This window comes from Novosphingobium hassiacum (genome assembly GCF_014196055.1).
GTDB lineage: Bacteria > Pseudomonadota > Alphaproteobacteria > Sphingomonadales > Sphingomonadaceae > Novosphingobium > Novosphingobium hassiacum.
In genome coordinates this window covers 76,934-92,270 of record NZ_JACICY010000006.1, presented here as the reverse complement: position 1 = coordinate 92,270, position 15,337 = coordinate 76,934, and the positions used below count along the sequence as shown (strand labels likewise).

At 65.6% G+C, this 15,337-nt stretch carries 13 protein-coding genes; all 13 read left to right on the top strand.

From position 1 onward, the window contains the following. Positions 1 to 287 precede the first annotated feature (287 nt). The 13 genes from GGQ88_RS13020 to GGQ88_RS12960 all read left to right on the top strand — a co-directional run bounded on the left by GGQ88_RS13020 (position 288) and on the right by GGQ88_RS12960 (position 15,336). Complete coding sequence (locus tag GGQ88_RS13020; protein WP_183613871.1) at positions 288 to 785, top strand: division/cell wall cluster transcriptional repressor MraZ; 498 nt, start codon at positions 288 to 290, stop codon at positions 783 to 785. After that, positions 782 to 1,753, top strand: coding sequence for a 16S rRNA (cytosine(1402)-N(4))-methyltransferase RsmH (gene rsmH / locus GGQ88_RS13015; RefSeq protein WP_183613870.1), 972 nt, complete (start codon positions 782 to 784; stop codon positions 1,751 to 1,753). The genes GGQ88_RS13020 and rsmH overlap by 4 nt, the downstream gene beginning before the upstream one ends. After that, positions 1,750 to 2,505 (top strand): hypothetical protein, encoded by a 756-nt coding sequence (locus GGQ88_RS21305; RefSeq protein WP_246385951.1) that lies wholly within the window; start codon positions 1,750 to 1,752, stop codon positions 2,503 to 2,505. Before rsmH ends, GGQ88_RS21305 begins: the two co-directional genes overlap by 4 nt. Beyond that, the gene (locus tag GGQ88_RS13005) at positions 2,502 to 4,247 is read left to right on the top strand and encodes a peptidoglycan D,D-transpeptidase FtsI family protein (RefSeq protein ID WP_183613869.1); all 1,746 of its coding nucleotides are present in this window, start codon (positions 2,502 to 2,504) and stop codon (positions 4,245 to 4,247) included. The genes GGQ88_RS21305 and GGQ88_RS13005 overlap by 4 nt, the downstream gene beginning before the upstream one ends. Continuing rightward, positions 4,244 to 5,692, top strand: a complete 1,449-nt coding sequence (locus GGQ88_RS13000; RefSeq protein ID WP_183613868.1) for a UDP-N-acetylmuramoyl-L-alanyl-D-glutamate--2,6-diaminopimelate ligase — start codon at positions 4,244 to 4,246, stop codon at positions 5,690 to 5,692. Before GGQ88_RS13005 ends, GGQ88_RS13000 begins: the two co-directional genes overlap by 4 nt. Beyond that, positions 5,689 to 7,158 (top strand): UDP-N-acetylmuramoyl-tripeptide--D-alanyl-D-alanine ligase, encoded by a 1,470-nt coding sequence (locus GGQ88_RS12995; protein ID WP_183613867.1) that lies wholly within the window; start codon positions 5,689 to 5,691, stop codon positions 7,156 to 7,158. The genes GGQ88_RS13000 and GGQ88_RS12995 overlap by 4 nt, the downstream gene beginning before the upstream one ends. Then, a complete protein-coding gene (gene mraY, locus GGQ88_RS12990; protein ID WP_183613866.1) occupies positions 7,159 to 8,223 on the top strand; it encodes a phospho-N-acetylmuramoyl-pentapeptide-transferase in 1,065 nt (354 codons plus the stop codon). It begins immediately after the preceding gene. Further along, entirely contained in the window at positions 8,220 to 9,551 is a 1,332-nt protein-coding gene (murD, locus tag GGQ88_RS12985) for a UDP-N-acetylmuramoyl-L-alanine--D-glutamate ligase (RefSeq protein WP_183613865.1), read from the top strand. The genes mraY and murD overlap by 4 nt, the downstream gene beginning before the upstream one ends. Positions 9,552 to 9,589: 38 nt before the next feature. Further along, the gene (locus tag GGQ88_RS12980; RefSeq protein WP_183614045.1) at positions 9,590 to 10,783 is read left to right on the top strand and encodes an FtsW/RodA/SpoVE family cell cycle protein; all 1,194 of its coding nucleotides are present in this window, start codon (positions 9,590 to 9,592) and stop codon (positions 10,781 to 10,783) included. Then, on the top strand, positions 10,780 to 12,021 hold the full coding sequence (locus GGQ88_RS12975; protein ID WP_183613864.1) for a UDP-N-acetylglucosamine--N-acetylmuramyl-(pentapeptide) pyrophosphoryl-undecaprenol N-acetylglucosamine transferase: 1,242 nt from the start codon (positions 10,780 to 10,782) through the stop codon (positions 12,019 to 12,021). The genes GGQ88_RS12980 and GGQ88_RS12975 overlap by 4 nt, the downstream gene beginning before the upstream one ends. Further along, positions 12,018 to 13,430 (top strand): UDP-N-acetylmuramate--L-alanine ligase, encoded by a 1,413-nt coding sequence (gene murC / locus GGQ88_RS12970; RefSeq protein ID WP_183613863.1) that lies wholly within the window; start codon positions 12,018 to 12,020, stop codon positions 13,428 to 13,430. Before GGQ88_RS12975 ends, murC begins: the two co-directional genes overlap by 4 nt. A gap of 86 nt (positions 13,431 to 13,516) precedes the next feature. Continuing rightward, on the top strand, positions 13,517 to 14,398 hold the full coding sequence (gene murB, locus GGQ88_RS12965; protein WP_425490448.1) for a UDP-N-acetylmuramate dehydrogenase: 882 nt from the start codon (positions 13,517 to 13,519) through the stop codon (positions 14,396 to 14,398). Further along, positions 14,395 to 15,336, top strand: coding sequence for a D-alanine--D-alanine ligase (locus tag GGQ88_RS12960; protein ID WP_183613861.1), 942 nt, complete (start codon positions 14,395 to 14,397; stop codon positions 15,334 to 15,336). The genes murB and GGQ88_RS12960 overlap by 4 nt, the downstream gene beginning before the upstream one ends. The last annotated feature ends 1 nt before the right edge of the window (position 15,337 follow it).

The window sequence follows — 15,337 nt, the reverse complement described above, 5'->3', positions numbered from 1 at the left end:
TGCGTAATACTAGGCGTTCGACAAAAATGGCCCTATTTCATGGAGTCGCGGTGCTTCATTTGTAGCCAGCGCATGGTTACCGCCATGGTAATACGGCGAGAAAATGCGACGAAATCATCACTTGTCCGCTATTTCCCGCATTTTCCCCTTTTCGCCCGTGCCGTCCCGCGTTAGTACTGCTTTCAATCGAGACGAACTCCAGTCGCATCCACGGGGGATGAGTCGGCTCTGCGCGATGGCGCGGGGCTGGAGGATGGCGCTTTTGTCTTTGATCGGGGTGACACCAGGTGGCAGGAGGGTCGGCAAGTTTCGTAGGGCAGGGCTTTTCGCCACGCGGCGAAAAGGGTCGCTACGTCCTGCCTGCCGATTTCCGCGCCGACATCGTCACAGCGTCGAACGATACCCGCATCCTTTGTCTCGACAAGCACCCGCGCCTGCCCTGCCTGACCGGCTTCGGCCTTTCGCGTCTCGCGGAATTCGCGATCGAGATCGATCGTGAGGAAGAGAAGCAACTTCGCCTCGGCAAGGATTTCGACCGCGATGTGGCCGAAGGACAGGTCTACGGTTTCTACCGCGCCAGTTTCGATGACAGCGGACGCTTCGTGCTGCCCGATCACCTCGCCGAACTCGGTGGCATCGAAGATGGCATGTACTTCCACGGTGGTGGGCGTCAGATCACCATCTGGAACCCCACCGTCCTGTTCCAGCAAGGGCCAGGCTGGGAAAGCGCGCAGGCCGGGTGCCGTGCCAAGATGGCCGAAGCCGCGAAGGGCAAGCGCAAATGAACGCGCCCCACATCCCCGTCCTGCTCGATGAGGTCGTCGCCGCGCTCGATCCCAAGCCGGGCGACCTCATCATCGACGCCACGTTCGGTGCGGGCGGCTACACCCGTCGCATCCTGGAATCCGGCGCGACCGTTCACGCCTTCGATCGCGATCCTGACGCGATTGCCGCTGGACAGCTCTGGGGAGAAACCTGTGGAAAAGATCCGCGCCTGGTTCTCCATCCGCGGCGCTTTTCCGAACTCGCCCAAGGACTTGCCGAGGCCGGAATTGCGGGCGTTCGCGGTGTCGTGTTCGACATCGGGGTCAGCTCGATGCAGCTTGACCAGGCGGCGCGCGGGTTTGCGTTTTCCAGCGATGGCCCCTTGGATATGCGCATGTCGCAGGAAGGGCTCAGCGCGGCTGATTTCCTCAACGATGCGGACGAGGGAGACATCGCCGACGTACTCTATCGCTATGGCGAAGAACGCCAGTCGCGCCGCATCGCCCGCGCCATCGTTGCTGCGCGCCCGCTGACCACAACCGGCCAGTTCGCTGCCGTCGTGCGCAAGGCGCTGGGCTATCGGCCCGACATCAAGGGTCCCAAGGCGCAGAAAGACCCCGCCACGCGCAGTTTTCAGGCCGTCCGTATCCACATCAACGGTGAGCTCGACGAACTGATCGAAGGCCTTGCTGCTGCCGAAAAGGTCCTCCTCCCCGGCGGCCGCATTGTCGTGGTCAGCTTCCACAGCCTCGAGGATCGCATCGTCAAGCAGTACTTGCGCGAGGCGGCAGGGGCGCAAGGCTCCGGGTCGCGCCACCTCCCGCAGATCGCCAGCACCGTGCAGCCGGTCTTCGAAAAGCCTTCCGCTGCGATCCGCCCCACGGCCGAGGAAGAGGCGCGCAACCCCCGCTCGCGTTCGGCCACGCTGCGCTGGGCCGTGCGGACCCCGGCCCCGGCACGGGCCACGGGCGAAAGGCAGGCAGCATGATCACCTCGGCAAATCGCCTGCGCTCTGTTGGCTGGTTCGTCCTGCTCGGCCTGTGCTTCACGCTCGTTCTGGTGCTTGCCTTCCGCGTCAACGCGCTGCGCAGCCGGGTCCACCACGCCGAGGAAAAGATCGTCGCGCTCAAGCAGGAAAAACTCTACCTCGAAACCGAGTTCGAAACCCGCGCCAACCAGCAGCAGCTCAAGGCATGGAACGATGTCGAATTCGGCTATGCCGCGCCCGGTGCCAGCCAGTACCTCGAAGGCGAGCGCCAGCTTGCCAGCCTCAGCATGCCGTCGACACCCGATGCGCCTGCCCCGATCCGCGTCGCCAGCATGGATGACAGCGTGATCGCCTCGGCCGCATTTCCGGCGATGGTCTCGCCGCTCTCGGGCAAGGCGCTCGCCAGTGGCGACCGCAAGGCCGGCGCGTCCGACGACGATGCCGACGACGGTCCGCGCGCCCCGCGCATGGGCCACGCCGAGGCCGTTGAAACGCTCAACGACCGTCTGGGCAAGGTCGTCGAAGTGTCCTCGGGTAAGCCGGTTCGCGCCGAGACGACTTCGGACAAGCCGCGCCCGGTCAAGGCCGTCAAGGCCAGCGCGAAGAAGGATGCCGACACGTCGCAAAAGACGGCTGCGTCCCAAAAGACCACTGCCAAAACCAAGCCCGTCGAGGTCGCAAACAAATCGTCGGCCAAAAAGGATACCAAGCCCAAGGCCGGCACACGCAAGGAGGCGAAAGCAACCACTTGAACGCGCTCACCGCCTCGGCCGCCATCGCATCTGGCAGGGTCCGCCTCGCCAACGTCCGTCAGCGCTCGCTGGTCGAGGCCAAGGTGCGCGTGCTCGTGGTGGCGGCGCTGTTTGCGTTCGTGGGCCTTGCTGCACTGATCCGCATCGCGCAGCTCGGATTTTTCGAGGACGCGCCCGAACGGCGCTCGCTCACCGAGGCGCTGCTGCCGCCACGTGGCGAGATCACCGACCGCAACGGCTTCCCGCTCGCCCGCGCATTTCCCGCCTATGCGCTGTGGTATAACCCCAAGGCGCTGGGAGAAAAGGGCTCCTCGCTGGTGAAGTCGCCCGAGGAAGTCGCCAAGGCGCTGCTCCAGATCTTTCCCGACGCCGATTACAACGATCTGGTCCGGCGGCTGAAGTCCGACAAGCCCAGCTACTTGCGCCGCCGGGTCATGCCCGAAGAAGCCAACCGCCTCTACGCTCTGGGTGAGCCCGCGCTGGAATTCCCGCGCGAGAACCAGCGCTACTATCCGCAAGGGTCGCTTGGCGCGCACGTCCTGGGCTACGTCGATGGTGAAGGTGGCGGCCATGTCGGCATGGAGCAGGTGCTCGAAAAGCGGCTGCTCGATCCGGCGCAGCGCGGCACGCCGATCGCATTGTCGATCGACATGCGTGTGCAGGGCGCGCTCGAGGACGAACTCGGCCGCGGGATGATGGAAACCGAGGCCAAGGGCGCGGCGGGCGTGATCCTTGATGTCGATACTGGCGAAGTCGTCGCGCTGGCCTCGCTGCCTTCGTTCAATCCCAACCGTTCGGACATGGCCTACAACGATCTCGTGTTCAACAAGGTCACCAATCAGGTTTACGAACTGGGGTCGACCTTTAAGCCGTTCACGGTTGCAGCGGCGATCGACGATGGCGTGATCACCGACCTGTCGGTTCGCTATCCGTCCAATCGCCCGCTTGCCATCGGTGGCTTCCAGATCCGTGACAGCCACAATTTCGGCGCGTCCCTGAACGTGCCCGAGGCGCTGATCCACTCATCGAACATCGTGACAGCGCAAGTCGCCGACAAGCTCGGAGGGCCTGCGCTGAAGCGGACTATGGCAGCGCTCGGCATGAATGAGCGGCCTTATATCGAACTGCCGGCCCGAGGCTTCCCGCTGTGGCCGCGCGGCACTGACAAGAACGGCGACTGGGCGCGCATCACGACGATGACGGTCAGCTATGGCCACGGCATCGCGGTTACCCCGCTTCATCTGGCAGCGGGCTACAGCGCTCTTGTCAACGGCGGCATCTGGCGGCCGGCCACCCTCTACAAGGTCGATCCAGCCCACGTTGCGGCAGGGCGTCGCGTTTTCAAGGCTTCGACCAGCGCACGCATGCGCCAGTTGCTGCGGATGATCGTCGTCGATGGCACCGGCCGCAGCGCGAACGCGCAGGGCTTCCGGGTCGGCGGCAAGACCGGATCGGCTGAAAAGCCCGGCGGCAAGGGCGGCTACAACCGCACCTCGCTGATCGCAACATTTGCTGCTGCGTTCCCGATGGACAAGCCACGCTATGTCGTGGTCGCCATGCTTGATGAACCCAAAGGCACCGCGGCCACCTCGTTCCAGCGTACCGCCGCGTGGAACACTGGACCGATCGTTGGTCGCCTTATCCCGCGCATCGGGCCGCTGCTCGGGGTTGTGCCGGACGACAGCCGCGACATCGACATCTCCGACCTTTCGCCGCTGGTCGGCAACGGGAAGGGCGAATGAAGCTCGGCGCAATCCTTGACGCGGCAGGGTTTCCGCCAGCGGAGGCGGACGCCAACGTCACCGGGTTTGCCATCGATCACCGCAAGGTCGCGCCCGGCACGATCTTCGGCGCATTCCCCGGCACGCGCTTCAACGGTGAGGATTTCATCGCCGACGCGGTCAAGGCAGGCGCGGTGGCCATTGTCGCGCGTCCGCAAGCTACCGTTCATGGCGCACACCACGTCGCCGACGCCGAACCGCGCCGCGCCTTTGCCGCGCTCGCCGCGCAGTTTTTCCAACCCGTCCCTGAAACCGTCGTTGCGGTGACCGGCACCAACGGCAAGACCTCGACCGCCGAAATGACCCGGCAGATCTGGCGTATGGGCGGATACGCGGCGGCATCGATCGGCACGCTCGGCGTTACCACGGCGGATGAGAGCATCTCGACGGGGCTGACGACGCCCGACATCGTCACCTTCCTCGCCAACATGACCGGCCTAGCGCGTGAAGGCGTAACGCACGTCGCTTACGAAGCGTCCAGCCACGGCCTCTCGCAATTCCGCAACGAGGGCCTGCGCGTCGTTGCGGGCGCCTTCACCAACCTCAGCCGCGATCATCTCGACTACCACGAGACGATGGAGGACTATTTCGCGGCCAAGATGCGCCTGTTCGACACCGTCGTAGATGACGGCGGCACTGCCGTCGTGTGGATGGACGATGCATGGTCGGCAGAGGCAGTCGAGCACGTCCGCGCAAGGGGTCTGCGGCTGCTCAGCGTGGGCGAGCAGGGGACCTCGATCCGCCTGCTCGCCCGTACGCCGACCCAACTCGGGCAGATGCTCGAGATTGAATGCGAGGGCAGGGCGCGCAAGGTCAACCTGCCGCTGATCGGAGCCTATCAGGCCGCCAATGCGCTGGTCGCGGCGGGCTTGGCCATGGCATCGGGCATGAGCGACGCACAGGTGTTCGACGCGCTGCCAAGGCTCCAGCCGGTACGCGGTCGGCTCGAACGCGCCGCGATCAACCGTGCAGGCGCACCGGTCTACGTCGATTACGCGCACACGCCGGATGCGATCGAGGCCGCCATTGCCGCACTGCGCGCGCATGTGAAGGGCCGCCTGATCACCGTATTCGGCGCAGGCGGCGATCGCGACGAAGGCAAGCGCCCGGAAATGGGGCACGCAGCCTGTGCCGGGTCGGACCTCGTCATCGTCACTGACGACAATCCGCGCGGCGAGGACGCAGCCGCGATCCGCGCCGCGATCATGGCGGGCTGTGACGACGCCGCGCGTGAAATAGGGGACCGCCGCAGCGCCATCGCTGCGGCAATATCGGAGGCCGGGCGCGACGATATCGTGCTCGTCGCGGGCAAGGGGCATGAGCAGGGGCAGATAGTCGGGCGGGGCGATGCGATGCGAGTCCTGCCGTTTGACGACGTGCAAGTCGCAAGGGAGTGCACCACATGACCGCCAACCCAGCCCTTATCGAATGGCCCGATGACCTGTCCGACGCGGCAGGTCTTGCGCTTTGGACCAGCGACGAAATCGCCGCAGCCACCGGTGGCCGCGCCAGCGCCCCGTTCGCCGTCTCGGGCATCGCCATCGACAGCCGCGAAGTCGTCGAAGGCGACCTGTTCTTTGCGCTCAAGGGGGAAGCATCGGACGGCCACCGCTACCTCGAGGGCGCTTACGGGCGCGGCGCTCCGGGCGCAGTCGTTGAGCACGCCTGCTTCGGTTCGCACGTGCTTGTTTCAAATACCTCAAGCGCACTTGAGGATCTGGCAAAAGCTGCGCGAAATCGGGTAGATGCTGGCATAATCGGAGTCACCGGCTCAGCAGGCAAGACCGGCGTCAAGGAGGCACTCTACGCCGCGCTCGACCGGGGCAGCCGTGGCCGCGCGCACCGCTCGGTCAAGAGCTACAACAACCACGTCGGCGTTCCGCTCAGTCTGGCGCGCATGCCCGCCGCGACCCGCTTCGGCGTGTTCGAGATGGGCATGAACCACGCAGGCGAGCTTTCCGCGCTCACCCGCCTCGTTCGCCCCCATGTCGCCGTCGTCACCACTATCGCGCCTGCCCACATCGGGCACTTCACAGGCGAGGAAGCCATCGCCGACGCCAAGGGAGAGATCTTCGAGGGTCTCGAACCCGGCGGCGTTGCGATCATCCCCGCAGATAGCCCGCACTACGAACGTCTCCGCGCCAAGGCCGCACGTCACGCCGGACGCGTCATCGCCTTCGGCTCGGGAGCCAATGCCGACGTCCGCCTGATCGACGCGATCCCCGCAAGCTGCGGCGGCACGCTGGTCACAGCAGACCTCGGCGGCCGCAAGGTCTGCTACACCATCGCCATGCCCGGTGCGCACTGGGTGGCCAACTCGCTCGCGGTCATGGCCGCAGTCGAGGCTATCGGCGGCGATCTCGGCGCAGCGGGCCTCGCGCTTGCTGAAATGGAAGGCCTCGCCGGTCGCGGCGCGCGCCACACCATTCCCGCAGCCGATGGCGATGGGTCGGGCCAAGCGCTGCTCATCGACGAAAGCTACAACGCCAACCCGGCCTCGATGACAGTCACTTTGCAGCAATTGGGTGAGACTTCCGCCACCCGTCGCGTCGCAATCCTCGGCGCGATGCGTGAACTCGGCGCCGACGAGGCCCGCTATCATGCAGACCTTGCCGCCCCTGTCATCGCGGCAAAGGTCGATCGCCTGATCCTCGTCGGACCCGAAATGGCTGCACTGGCGCGCGCGCTGGGGAAAAGCACTGGCCCCGCGCTTGCCGCTACAATCGATGTGGCGCATGTGCAGGACACGGCAGAAGCGGCTCAATGTCTCGCTGCCGATGGCGTACGGGGTGGCGATGCCATCCTCGTCAAGGGGTCCAACTCGGTCGGTCTGGGAGCGCTCGTGCGGTCGCTCACCGCCAGGGAACAATGAATGCTCTACCTGCTGGCGCAATGGCTTCAATTCGAGGGGTTCAGCAACCTCATCCGCTACCAGACCTTTCGTGCCGGTGCGACATTGCTGACCGCGCTGGTGATCGGGCTGATCATCGGTCCGCGCTTCATCAACATGCTCCGCGTGCGTCAGGGCAAGGGCCAGCCGATCCGTGAGGACGGGCCTCAAACCCACCTCGCCAAGCGCGGCACGCCGACCATGGGCGGACTGCTGATCGTCACCGCGCTGACGCTGTCGGTGCTGCTGTGGATGGACATCACCAGCCGCCACATCTGGGCCTGCGCCGTGGTCACGCTCGGCTTTGGCCTGATCGGCTTCCTCGACGACTACGACAAGGTCACGAAGTACGCGCACAAGGGCGTATCGGCTCGTACTCGTCTGCTTGGTGAATTCGTCGTTGCGGCCATCGCGGCATGGCTCGCGGTGGGTGAGACCAACCTCTACGTGCCGGTGTTCAGCAACCTCTACATCCCGCTCGGTCCGTTCTATTACCTGTTCGCGATCTTCGTGATCGTCGGCGCGGGCAATGCGGTAAACCTGACCGACGGGCTCGATGGCCTGGCGATCATGCCGGTGATCATCGCCGCAGGCACCTTCGCCATCATCGCTTATCTGGCAGGGCGCGTGGACTATTCGAGCTACCTCGGCATCCCCCACGTCAAGGGTGCGGGCGAACTCGCGATCTTCTGCGCCGCGATGATGGGCGCAGGGCTTGCCTTCCTGTGGTTCAACGCCCCGCCCGCCGCCGTGTTCATGGGTGACACCGGCAGCCTCGCGCTTGGTGGAGCACTTGGTGTGATCGCGGTCGCCGCGCATCACGAAATCGTGCTCGCCATCGTCGGCGGGCTGTTCGTGGTGGAGGCCGTCTCGGTCATCGTGCAGGTCGCGGTCTACAAGCGCACCGGCAAGCGCGTGTTCCGCATGGCTCCGATTCACCACCACTTCGAACAGCTAGGCTGGAAGGAATCGACGGTCGTCATCCGCTTCTGGATCGTCTCGATCGTGCTCGCGCTGCTGGGCCTTGCCACGCTCAAGGTGCGATGATCACGTCGCGCGCCTTTGCCGACAAACGGTTCGCGGTGCTTGGCCTTGCCCGCTCGGGGCTTGCCAGCGTCGAGAGCCTGCTGGCAAGCGGCGCGCATGTCACCGTGTGGGACAGCCGCGAGGAACCACGCGCCGCGTTCGAAGGCCGCGCCGACATTGCCGATCCGCTGACGATGGACCTTGCGGGCTTCGACGGCGTGGTCGTCTCACCCGGGGTCCCGCTCAACCGCCATCCCATCGCCGACCATGCTCGCGCCGCCGGTGTGCCGGTCATCGGCGACATTGAACTGTTCGCCCGCGCCCGCGCCGACCTGCCGGCGCACCGCGTCGTCGGCATCACCGGCACCAACGGCAAGTCGACCACGACGATGCTGGTCCACCACATCTGCGAAGCCGCGGGCTTGCCCACACGCATCGGTGGCAACATCGGGTTGCCGATCCTGGGGCAGGAACCACTGCCCGAAGGCGGCGTCTACGTGCTCGAACTGTCGAGCTACCAGATCGATCTCACGCTAAGCCTCGCCTGCGATGTCGCCGCACTGATCAACCTCAGCCCCGATCATCTCGACCGCTATGACGGCTTCGCCGGTTACGCCGCGTCCAAGGCGCGCCTGTTCGCGATGCAGACGTCCGGCCAGCACGCCGTGTTCGGCCAGGGTGACGAGCATACGCTTGCCATCGCGCGCGAAACCGCGAGCGGCCGCCCCTTCGGCACGGTCCACATCGTCGAACCCGCAACGCTTCAGGGCCAGCCCGACTGGCCCTCGCTGCAAGGCCCACATAACCTCCAGAACGCCGCCATCGCGGTCGAGATCGCACGGCAGCTTGGCATCGGCGAAGACGTCTGGCGCCCCGCGCTTGCCAGCTTCGTCGGGTTGCCGCACCGGATGGAGCGCGTGGCCGAGGCAGGCGGCGTGCTCTACGTCAACGATAGCAAGGCGACCAATCCCGCCTCCACCGCGCCCGCCTTGGGAGCGTACCCACGCATCCACTGGATCCTCGGCGGGTTGCCCAAAAGCGACGACCTCGACGAGTGCGCGCCCTATTTCGGCAATGTCGTAGCGGCCTACACCATCGGCGAGGCTGGTCCCCGCTTCGCCCAGATCCTCGAGCCGGTCATGCCCGTCAGCCGCAGCGAGATGCTGTGCGACGCGGTGCGCCAGGCGATGGAAGCCGCCCATCCCGGAGACGTGGTCATGTTGTCACCAGCCTGCGCCAGCTTCGACCAGTTCCGCGATTTCGAGGCGCGCGGCGACAGCTTCCGCCAGATCGTCGAAGCCCTGATCGAGGACCGCGAGGCACCATGCCCGCCGGGAGCCAGCAATTGAGCACCGCACCCACCCCCACGCGCCTCGTCACCACGACAATGCCCGAAGGCGGCGTCCGCGTCGTCGGCCATGGCGCGCGTTTTCGTCGCAGCCGCCGCAGCGAATTGCTGATCTGGTGGCGCGAGATCGATCGTGTGCTGCTCGGCCTTATCCTGTTTCTCGTGGCGATCGGCACCGTCGCGGTCGCGTCCGCTTCGCCTGCCAGCGCGCATCGCTTGTCGACCAGCGCAAAGAAGCTGGGCGATCTCTACTTCTTCTGGATTCACTTGCGCTGGGTCGCGGTGGGCCTTGTCGCGATGTTCTTCGCCTCGGTTCTGCCCAAGGAAGCGGCGCGGCGCGGCGCGATCCTGCTCGCCGCTGCAATGATCGTCGCCCTCGTCCTCGTTCCGCTCGTCGGCAGCGAGGTCAAGGGCGCGAAACGCTGGTTGTGGATCGGCTTCAGCCTGCAGCCGTCGGAATTCCTCAAGCCCGGCTTTGCCATCGCGATTGCATGGATCCTGTCGTGGCGCGTGCGCGATCCCAACATCCCCGTCATCCCGATCACCATCGGGATCATGGGGCTGGTCGGTGCCCTGCTGATGGCCCAGCCGGACTTCGGCTCGACCGTGCTGTTTGCTGGGGTGTGGTTCGTGCTGGTGCTGCTCTCGGGCCTGTCGATCAACAAGGTGCTGTGGTCGATGGGGGCAGGGGTGCTGGCGGTGATCGCGGCTTACTTCCTCTATCCCAACGCCACGCACCGCATCGACGCGTTCATTTCGGGCGGCAGCGAATTCGACCAGGTCGATCTGGCCATGCGTACCTTGCTCAATGGCGGGTGGAGCGGGGCGGGGCTGTGGCTCGGTGCGCGCAAGAACGCGCTGCCCGAAGCGCACACCGACTACATCTTTTCGGTGATCGGAGAGGAATTCGGGCTGATCGCCTGCGCCGTGGTGGTGGTGGTCTATTGCATGATCGCGCTGCGCGTGCTGATCCGCCTGCTCGATGAAGAAGACCTGTTCACGATCCTCGCAGCGGCGGGCCTCACCGCGCAGTTGGTTGGGCAAGCCTTCATCAACATCCTCGTCAACCTGCAATTGTTCCCCTCGAAAGGCATGACCTTGCCGCTCATCAGTTACGGCGGATCGTCGACCATCGCACTGCTGACCGGCGTCGGCCTGCTGCTCGCGATTACCCGCCGCAACCCCTACCTCTCGCGTGAAAAGTTCGGGCTGACGGACATGGTGCGCAAATGAGCGTCGTCTCGCGTCACTACGTCCTCGCGGCAGGCGGTACAGGCGGACACCTGATCCCCGCGTTCGCGCTGGCGGTCGAACTCGAACGGCGCGGCCACCACGTCGCGCTGGTCACCGACGATCGCGGCGCGAAGATTCCGGGCAAGCCCGATTTCCTGCCCGCGCATGTCCTTCCCGCTGGCCGCATGACCAAGAACCCGCTCGGCTGGTGGAAGGCCATCAGGTCGATCCTTCAAGGCCGCGCCATGGCGCTGCGCCTGTTCGACAGCTTCGAGCCATCGTGCGTGATCGGCTTCGGCGGCTACCCCGCGCTGCCCGCCTTGCTCGCCGCGCGCGCGGCCAAGGTGCCCACCGTCATTCACGAACAGAATGCCGTGCTCGGCCGGGTCAACCGCTTCCTTGCCCAGCGTGTCGATGCCATCGCCACGGCTTATGGCGATGTCGAACGGCTCGATCCAAAGTTGTGGGGCAAGGTCCACCGCGTCGGCAATCCGGTGCGTCCCGAAGTGCTCGCGCTGCGTGGGCAGGCCTTCCCCGAGTTCACCGAAGACAGCCTGTTCCGCGTGCTCGTCACCGGCGGCAGCCAGGGCGCGTCGATCCTGTCCGAAGTCGTGCCCGATGCGCTGGCGATGCTCCCGCCCGCCCTGCGGCACCGTCTGCAGGTCACCCAACAATGCCGCGCCGAAGACCTCGAAATGGTCCGCGCCCGCTACGCCAAGCATGAAATCCCGGCCGAACTCGGCACCTACTTCGAAGACATGCAGGCGCGGCTTGCGGGTACGCACCTGTTCATCGGCCGCGCCGGAGCCTCGACCATCGCGGAACTCACCGCCGTCGGCCGCCCCGCGATCCTGATCCCGCTGCCCGGTGCTACCGACGATCACCAGACCGCCAACACGCGCGAGATCGTCACCGCAGGCGGCGCACGCGCGATCCGTCAGCCCGCCGCCACGGTAGTCGACCCGGACGCCTATTCGGGCGACCGCCGCAACGCGATCATGAGCGAACGGGCCGACCATATCCAGAAGCTGTCCAAGGACATCTGCGTCCAGATTCAGGCCATCGCCCAGCACCCGCAGGCACTCGCTAACGCCGCTCACGCGGCTTGGAACTGCGGGCTTCCCAACGCCGTCAGCGATCTCGCCGACCTCGTCGAGAGCTTCGGCGCGGAACCGATCATGGACATAATTCAGGTCGAAGCCCGCGCTCCGGTGGGCGTACAGGGGCAACTGGCATGAAGGGCGTCGGCACCGAAATCGGGACGATCCACTTCGTCGGCATCGGCGGCATCGGCATGTCCGGCATTGCCGAGGTCATGCACAACATGGGCTATTCGGTGCAGGGCTCGGACATCGCCGAGGGCTATGTTATCGAAGGCCTGCGCTCGCGCGGGATCGCCGTGATGATCGGCCAGCGCGCCGAGAATGTCGCTGGTGTCTCCGTTGTCGTCACATCCACGGCGGTGAAACGTGACAACCCGGAAGTCGTCGCTGCGTTGGAAGGCCGCATCCCGGTCGTCCGCCGCGCCGAAATGCTGGCCGAGCTGATGCGGCTCAAGAACACCGTGGCCGTCGCTGGAACCCACGGCAAGACCACGACGACGTCGATGATCGCCTGCCTGCTTGATGCGGGCGGTGTGGACCCCACCGTGATCAACGGCGGCATCATTAATTCCTACGGCTCAAACGCGCGCCTCGGCGACAGCGAGTGGATGGTTGTGGAAGCGGATGAGAGCGACGGCTCGTTCCTGCGGCTCGACGGCACGCTCGCGGTCGTCACCAATATCGATCCCGAACACCTCGATCACTACGGCAGCTTCGACGCGGTCAAGCGCGCCTTCGTCGAATTCATTGAGAACGTACCATTCTACGGCGCGGCGATGCTGTGTATCGACCATCCTGAAGTCCAGGCAATTATCCCCAAGATCCGCGACCGCCGCGTCGTCACTTACGGCTTCTCTGCGCAGGCCGACGTGCGCGGTGACGCGGTTACTCCGGTCCCCGGTGGCAACCGCTTCACTGCGGTGCTGCGCGCACGCGACGGATCGTTCCGCCGGATCGAGGGCATCGAAATGCCCATGCCCGGCCGCCACAACGTCCAGAACGCGCTCGCCGCCATCGCTGTCGCGGTCGAGATGGGCGTGTCCGATGACGTCATCCGCAGCGGCTTTGCCCACTTCGGCGGGGTCAAGCGCCGCTTCACCAAGGTCGGCGAAGTCGCGGGCGCCACGATTATCGACGATTACGGCCACCACCCGGTCGAAATCCGCGCGGTCCTTGCCGCCGCACGCGAAGGCGTGACCGGACGCGTGATCGCGGTCGCCCAGCCGCACCGCTTCACCCGGCTGCGCGACCACATGGAAGACTTCCAAGGCGCGTTCAACGATGCCGACGTGGTCTATGCCGCCCCGGTCTATCCGGCGGGCGAACAGCCGATCGAAGGGATCGACAGCGCCGCGATGGTCGAAGGCATCAAGGCCCGCGGCCACCGCTCGGCGCACCTGATCGCCAGCGCCGACGCCTTGGCAAAAGAACTCGCCACCACAGTCCAGCCCGGCGACATGGTCGTCTGCCTCGGCGCAGGCGACATCACCAAGTGGGCTGCGGGTTTGGCGGATTCGATTGCACGCGAACGGGGCGGGGCGTGACATTGCAAACACCACCCCCAATCCCCTCCTCTGAAGAGGAGGGGGCTTCCGATCTCGCCCTCCTCTTCAGAAGAGGGGGCCGGGGGGTGGTGCCTTCGCTTCAAGGCAAACTTACCCCCAACGCTCCGCTCGCCCCGCTGGTCTGGTTCAAATCCGGCGGCACCGCCGATTGGCTGTTCGAGCCAAAGGACGTCGCTGATCTCCAGGACTTCCTCGCCAACCTCGCCCCCGATATCCCGGTCATGGCGCTCGGACTCGGCTCGAACCTTATCGTCCGCGATGGCGGAGTCCCCGGCGTCGTCATCCGCCTCGGCAAGGCCTTCGCCAAGGTCGAGCGCGTCGATGAGGTCACGCTCAATTGCGGCGGCGGTGCCAGCGGCATCCTCGTCTCGTCCACCGCGCGCGACAATGCCATCGCCGGCCTCGAATTCCTTCGCTCGATCCCCGGCACCGTCGGCGGCTTCGTGCGCATGAATGGCGGCGCCTATGGCCGCGAGGTCAAGGATGTGCTGATCGACTGCGACATCGTGATCCGCTCGGGCGAGATCGCCACGATGCCGCTCTCGGAACTCGGCTACACATACCGCCACTCCGACCTCGTCGACGGCTGCATCGTCGTCGCCGCGCGCTTTCGCGGCCAGCCCGGCGATCCCCAAGCGATCCAGACCGAAATGGACCGCATCAGCGCCGCCCGTGAAGCCTCGCAACCCCTGCGCAGCAAGACCGGCGGCTCCACCTTCAAGAACCCAGAAGGTGCGCGCGCATGGGAACTGGTCGACAAGGCCGGATGCCGGGGCCTTGCCGTCGGCGGCGCGCAAGTCAGCGAAAAACATACTAACTTCCTGATCAACACCGGCGCCGCCACCAGCGCCGACATCGAGAAGCTGGGCGAAGAAGTCCGCACCCGCGTGAAAGCTCACTCCGGCGTGGACCTCGAATGGGAAATCAAGAGGATCGGCCGCACGTGACACTCCCCAAACTCCACGTTGCAGTCCTGATGGGTGGCTGGTCGAGCGAACGCCCGGTCTCGCTCATGTCGGGCGAGGGCGTAGCCAAGGCGCTCGAATCCAAGGGCCACCGCGTCACCCGCATCGATATGGACCGCGATGTCGCGCTGCGCCTGTCGGAAGCAAAGCCCGACGTCGTGTTCAACGCGCTCCACGGCACGCCCGGTGAAGACGGCTCGATTCAGGGCCTTATGGACATCATGGGCCTGACCTACACGCACTCAGGGTTGGCCACCTCGGTCATCGCGATCGACAAGGAACTGACCAAGCAGGCGCTCGTCCCTCACGGCATCCCGATGCCCGGCGGCCGCATGGTCTGCACCGAGGAACTCTACAAGGCTGACCCGCTGCCGCGCCCCTACGTGCTCAAGCCCGTCAATGAAGGTTCCTCCGTCGGCGTCGCCATTGTCACCGCCGAGGGAAATTACGGCAACCCGATCAGCGCCGATGCCAAGGGCCCGTGGCAGGAATTCGACCGCCTGCTTGCCGAACCGTTCATCCGTGGCCGCGAATTGACCACCGCCGTCATCGGCAACCGCGCGCTGCTCGTCACTGAACTGCGCCCCAAATCCGGCTTCTACGATTTCGACGCCAAATACACCGAAGGCATGACCGACCACATCTGCCCGGCCGAAATCCCCGACGATGTGACCGAGGCCTGTCGCGACATCGCCCTGCGCGCGCACAAGTTGCTCGGCTGCAAAGGCACCAGCCGGTCGGACTTCCGCTGGGACGATGAACGCGGCGTCGCCGGTCTGTTCCTGCTCGAGGTCAACACCCAGCCGGGCATGACCCCGCTCAGCCTCGTGCCCGAACAGGCACGCGCAATGGGCATGGACTACCCGGATCTGGTCGAGGCAATTATCGCCGAGGCCATCGCAGACAGCGGGAAGGGCTGAC

What these genes read in the sequence shown, in the direction of transcription:
- murC (WP_183613863.1), top strand. Translation starts at nt 12,018, where the DNA reads ATGAAGGGCGTCGGCACCGAAATCGGGACGATCCACTTCGTCGGCATC.
- mraY (WP_183613866.1), top strand. Translation starts at nt 7,159, where the DNA reads ATGCTCTACCTGCTGGCGCAATGGCTTCAATTCGAGGGGTTCAGCAAC.
- GGQ88_RS13000 (WP_183613868.1), top strand. Translation starts at nt 4,244, where the DNA reads ATGAAGCTCGGCGCAATCCTTGACGCGGCAGGGTTTCCGCCAGCGGAG.
- GGQ88_RS12975 (WP_183613864.1), top strand. Translation starts at nt 10,780, where the DNA reads ATGAGCGTCGTCTCGCGTCACTACGTCCTCGCGGCAGGCGGTACAGGC.
- murD (WP_183613865.1), top strand. Translation starts at nt 8,220, where the DNA reads ATGATCACGTCGCGCGCCTTTGCCGACAAACGGTTCGCGGTGCTTGGC.
- GGQ88_RS12995 (WP_183613867.1), top strand. Translation starts at nt 5,689, where the DNA reads ATGACCGCCAACCCAGCCCTTATCGAATGGCCCGATGACCTGTCCGAC.
- GGQ88_RS21305 (WP_246385951.1), top strand. Translation starts at nt 1,750, where the DNA reads ATGATCACCTCGGCAAATCGCCTGCGCTCTGTTGGCTGGTTCGTCCTG.
- GGQ88_RS12980 (WP_183614045.1), top strand. Translation starts at nt 9,590, where the DNA reads ATGCCCGAAGGCGGCGTCCGCGTCGTCGGCCATGGCGCGCGTTTTCGT.
- rsmH (WP_183613870.1), top strand. Translation starts at nt 782, where the DNA reads ATGAACGCGCCCCACATCCCCGTCCTGCTCGATGAGGTCGTCGCCGCG.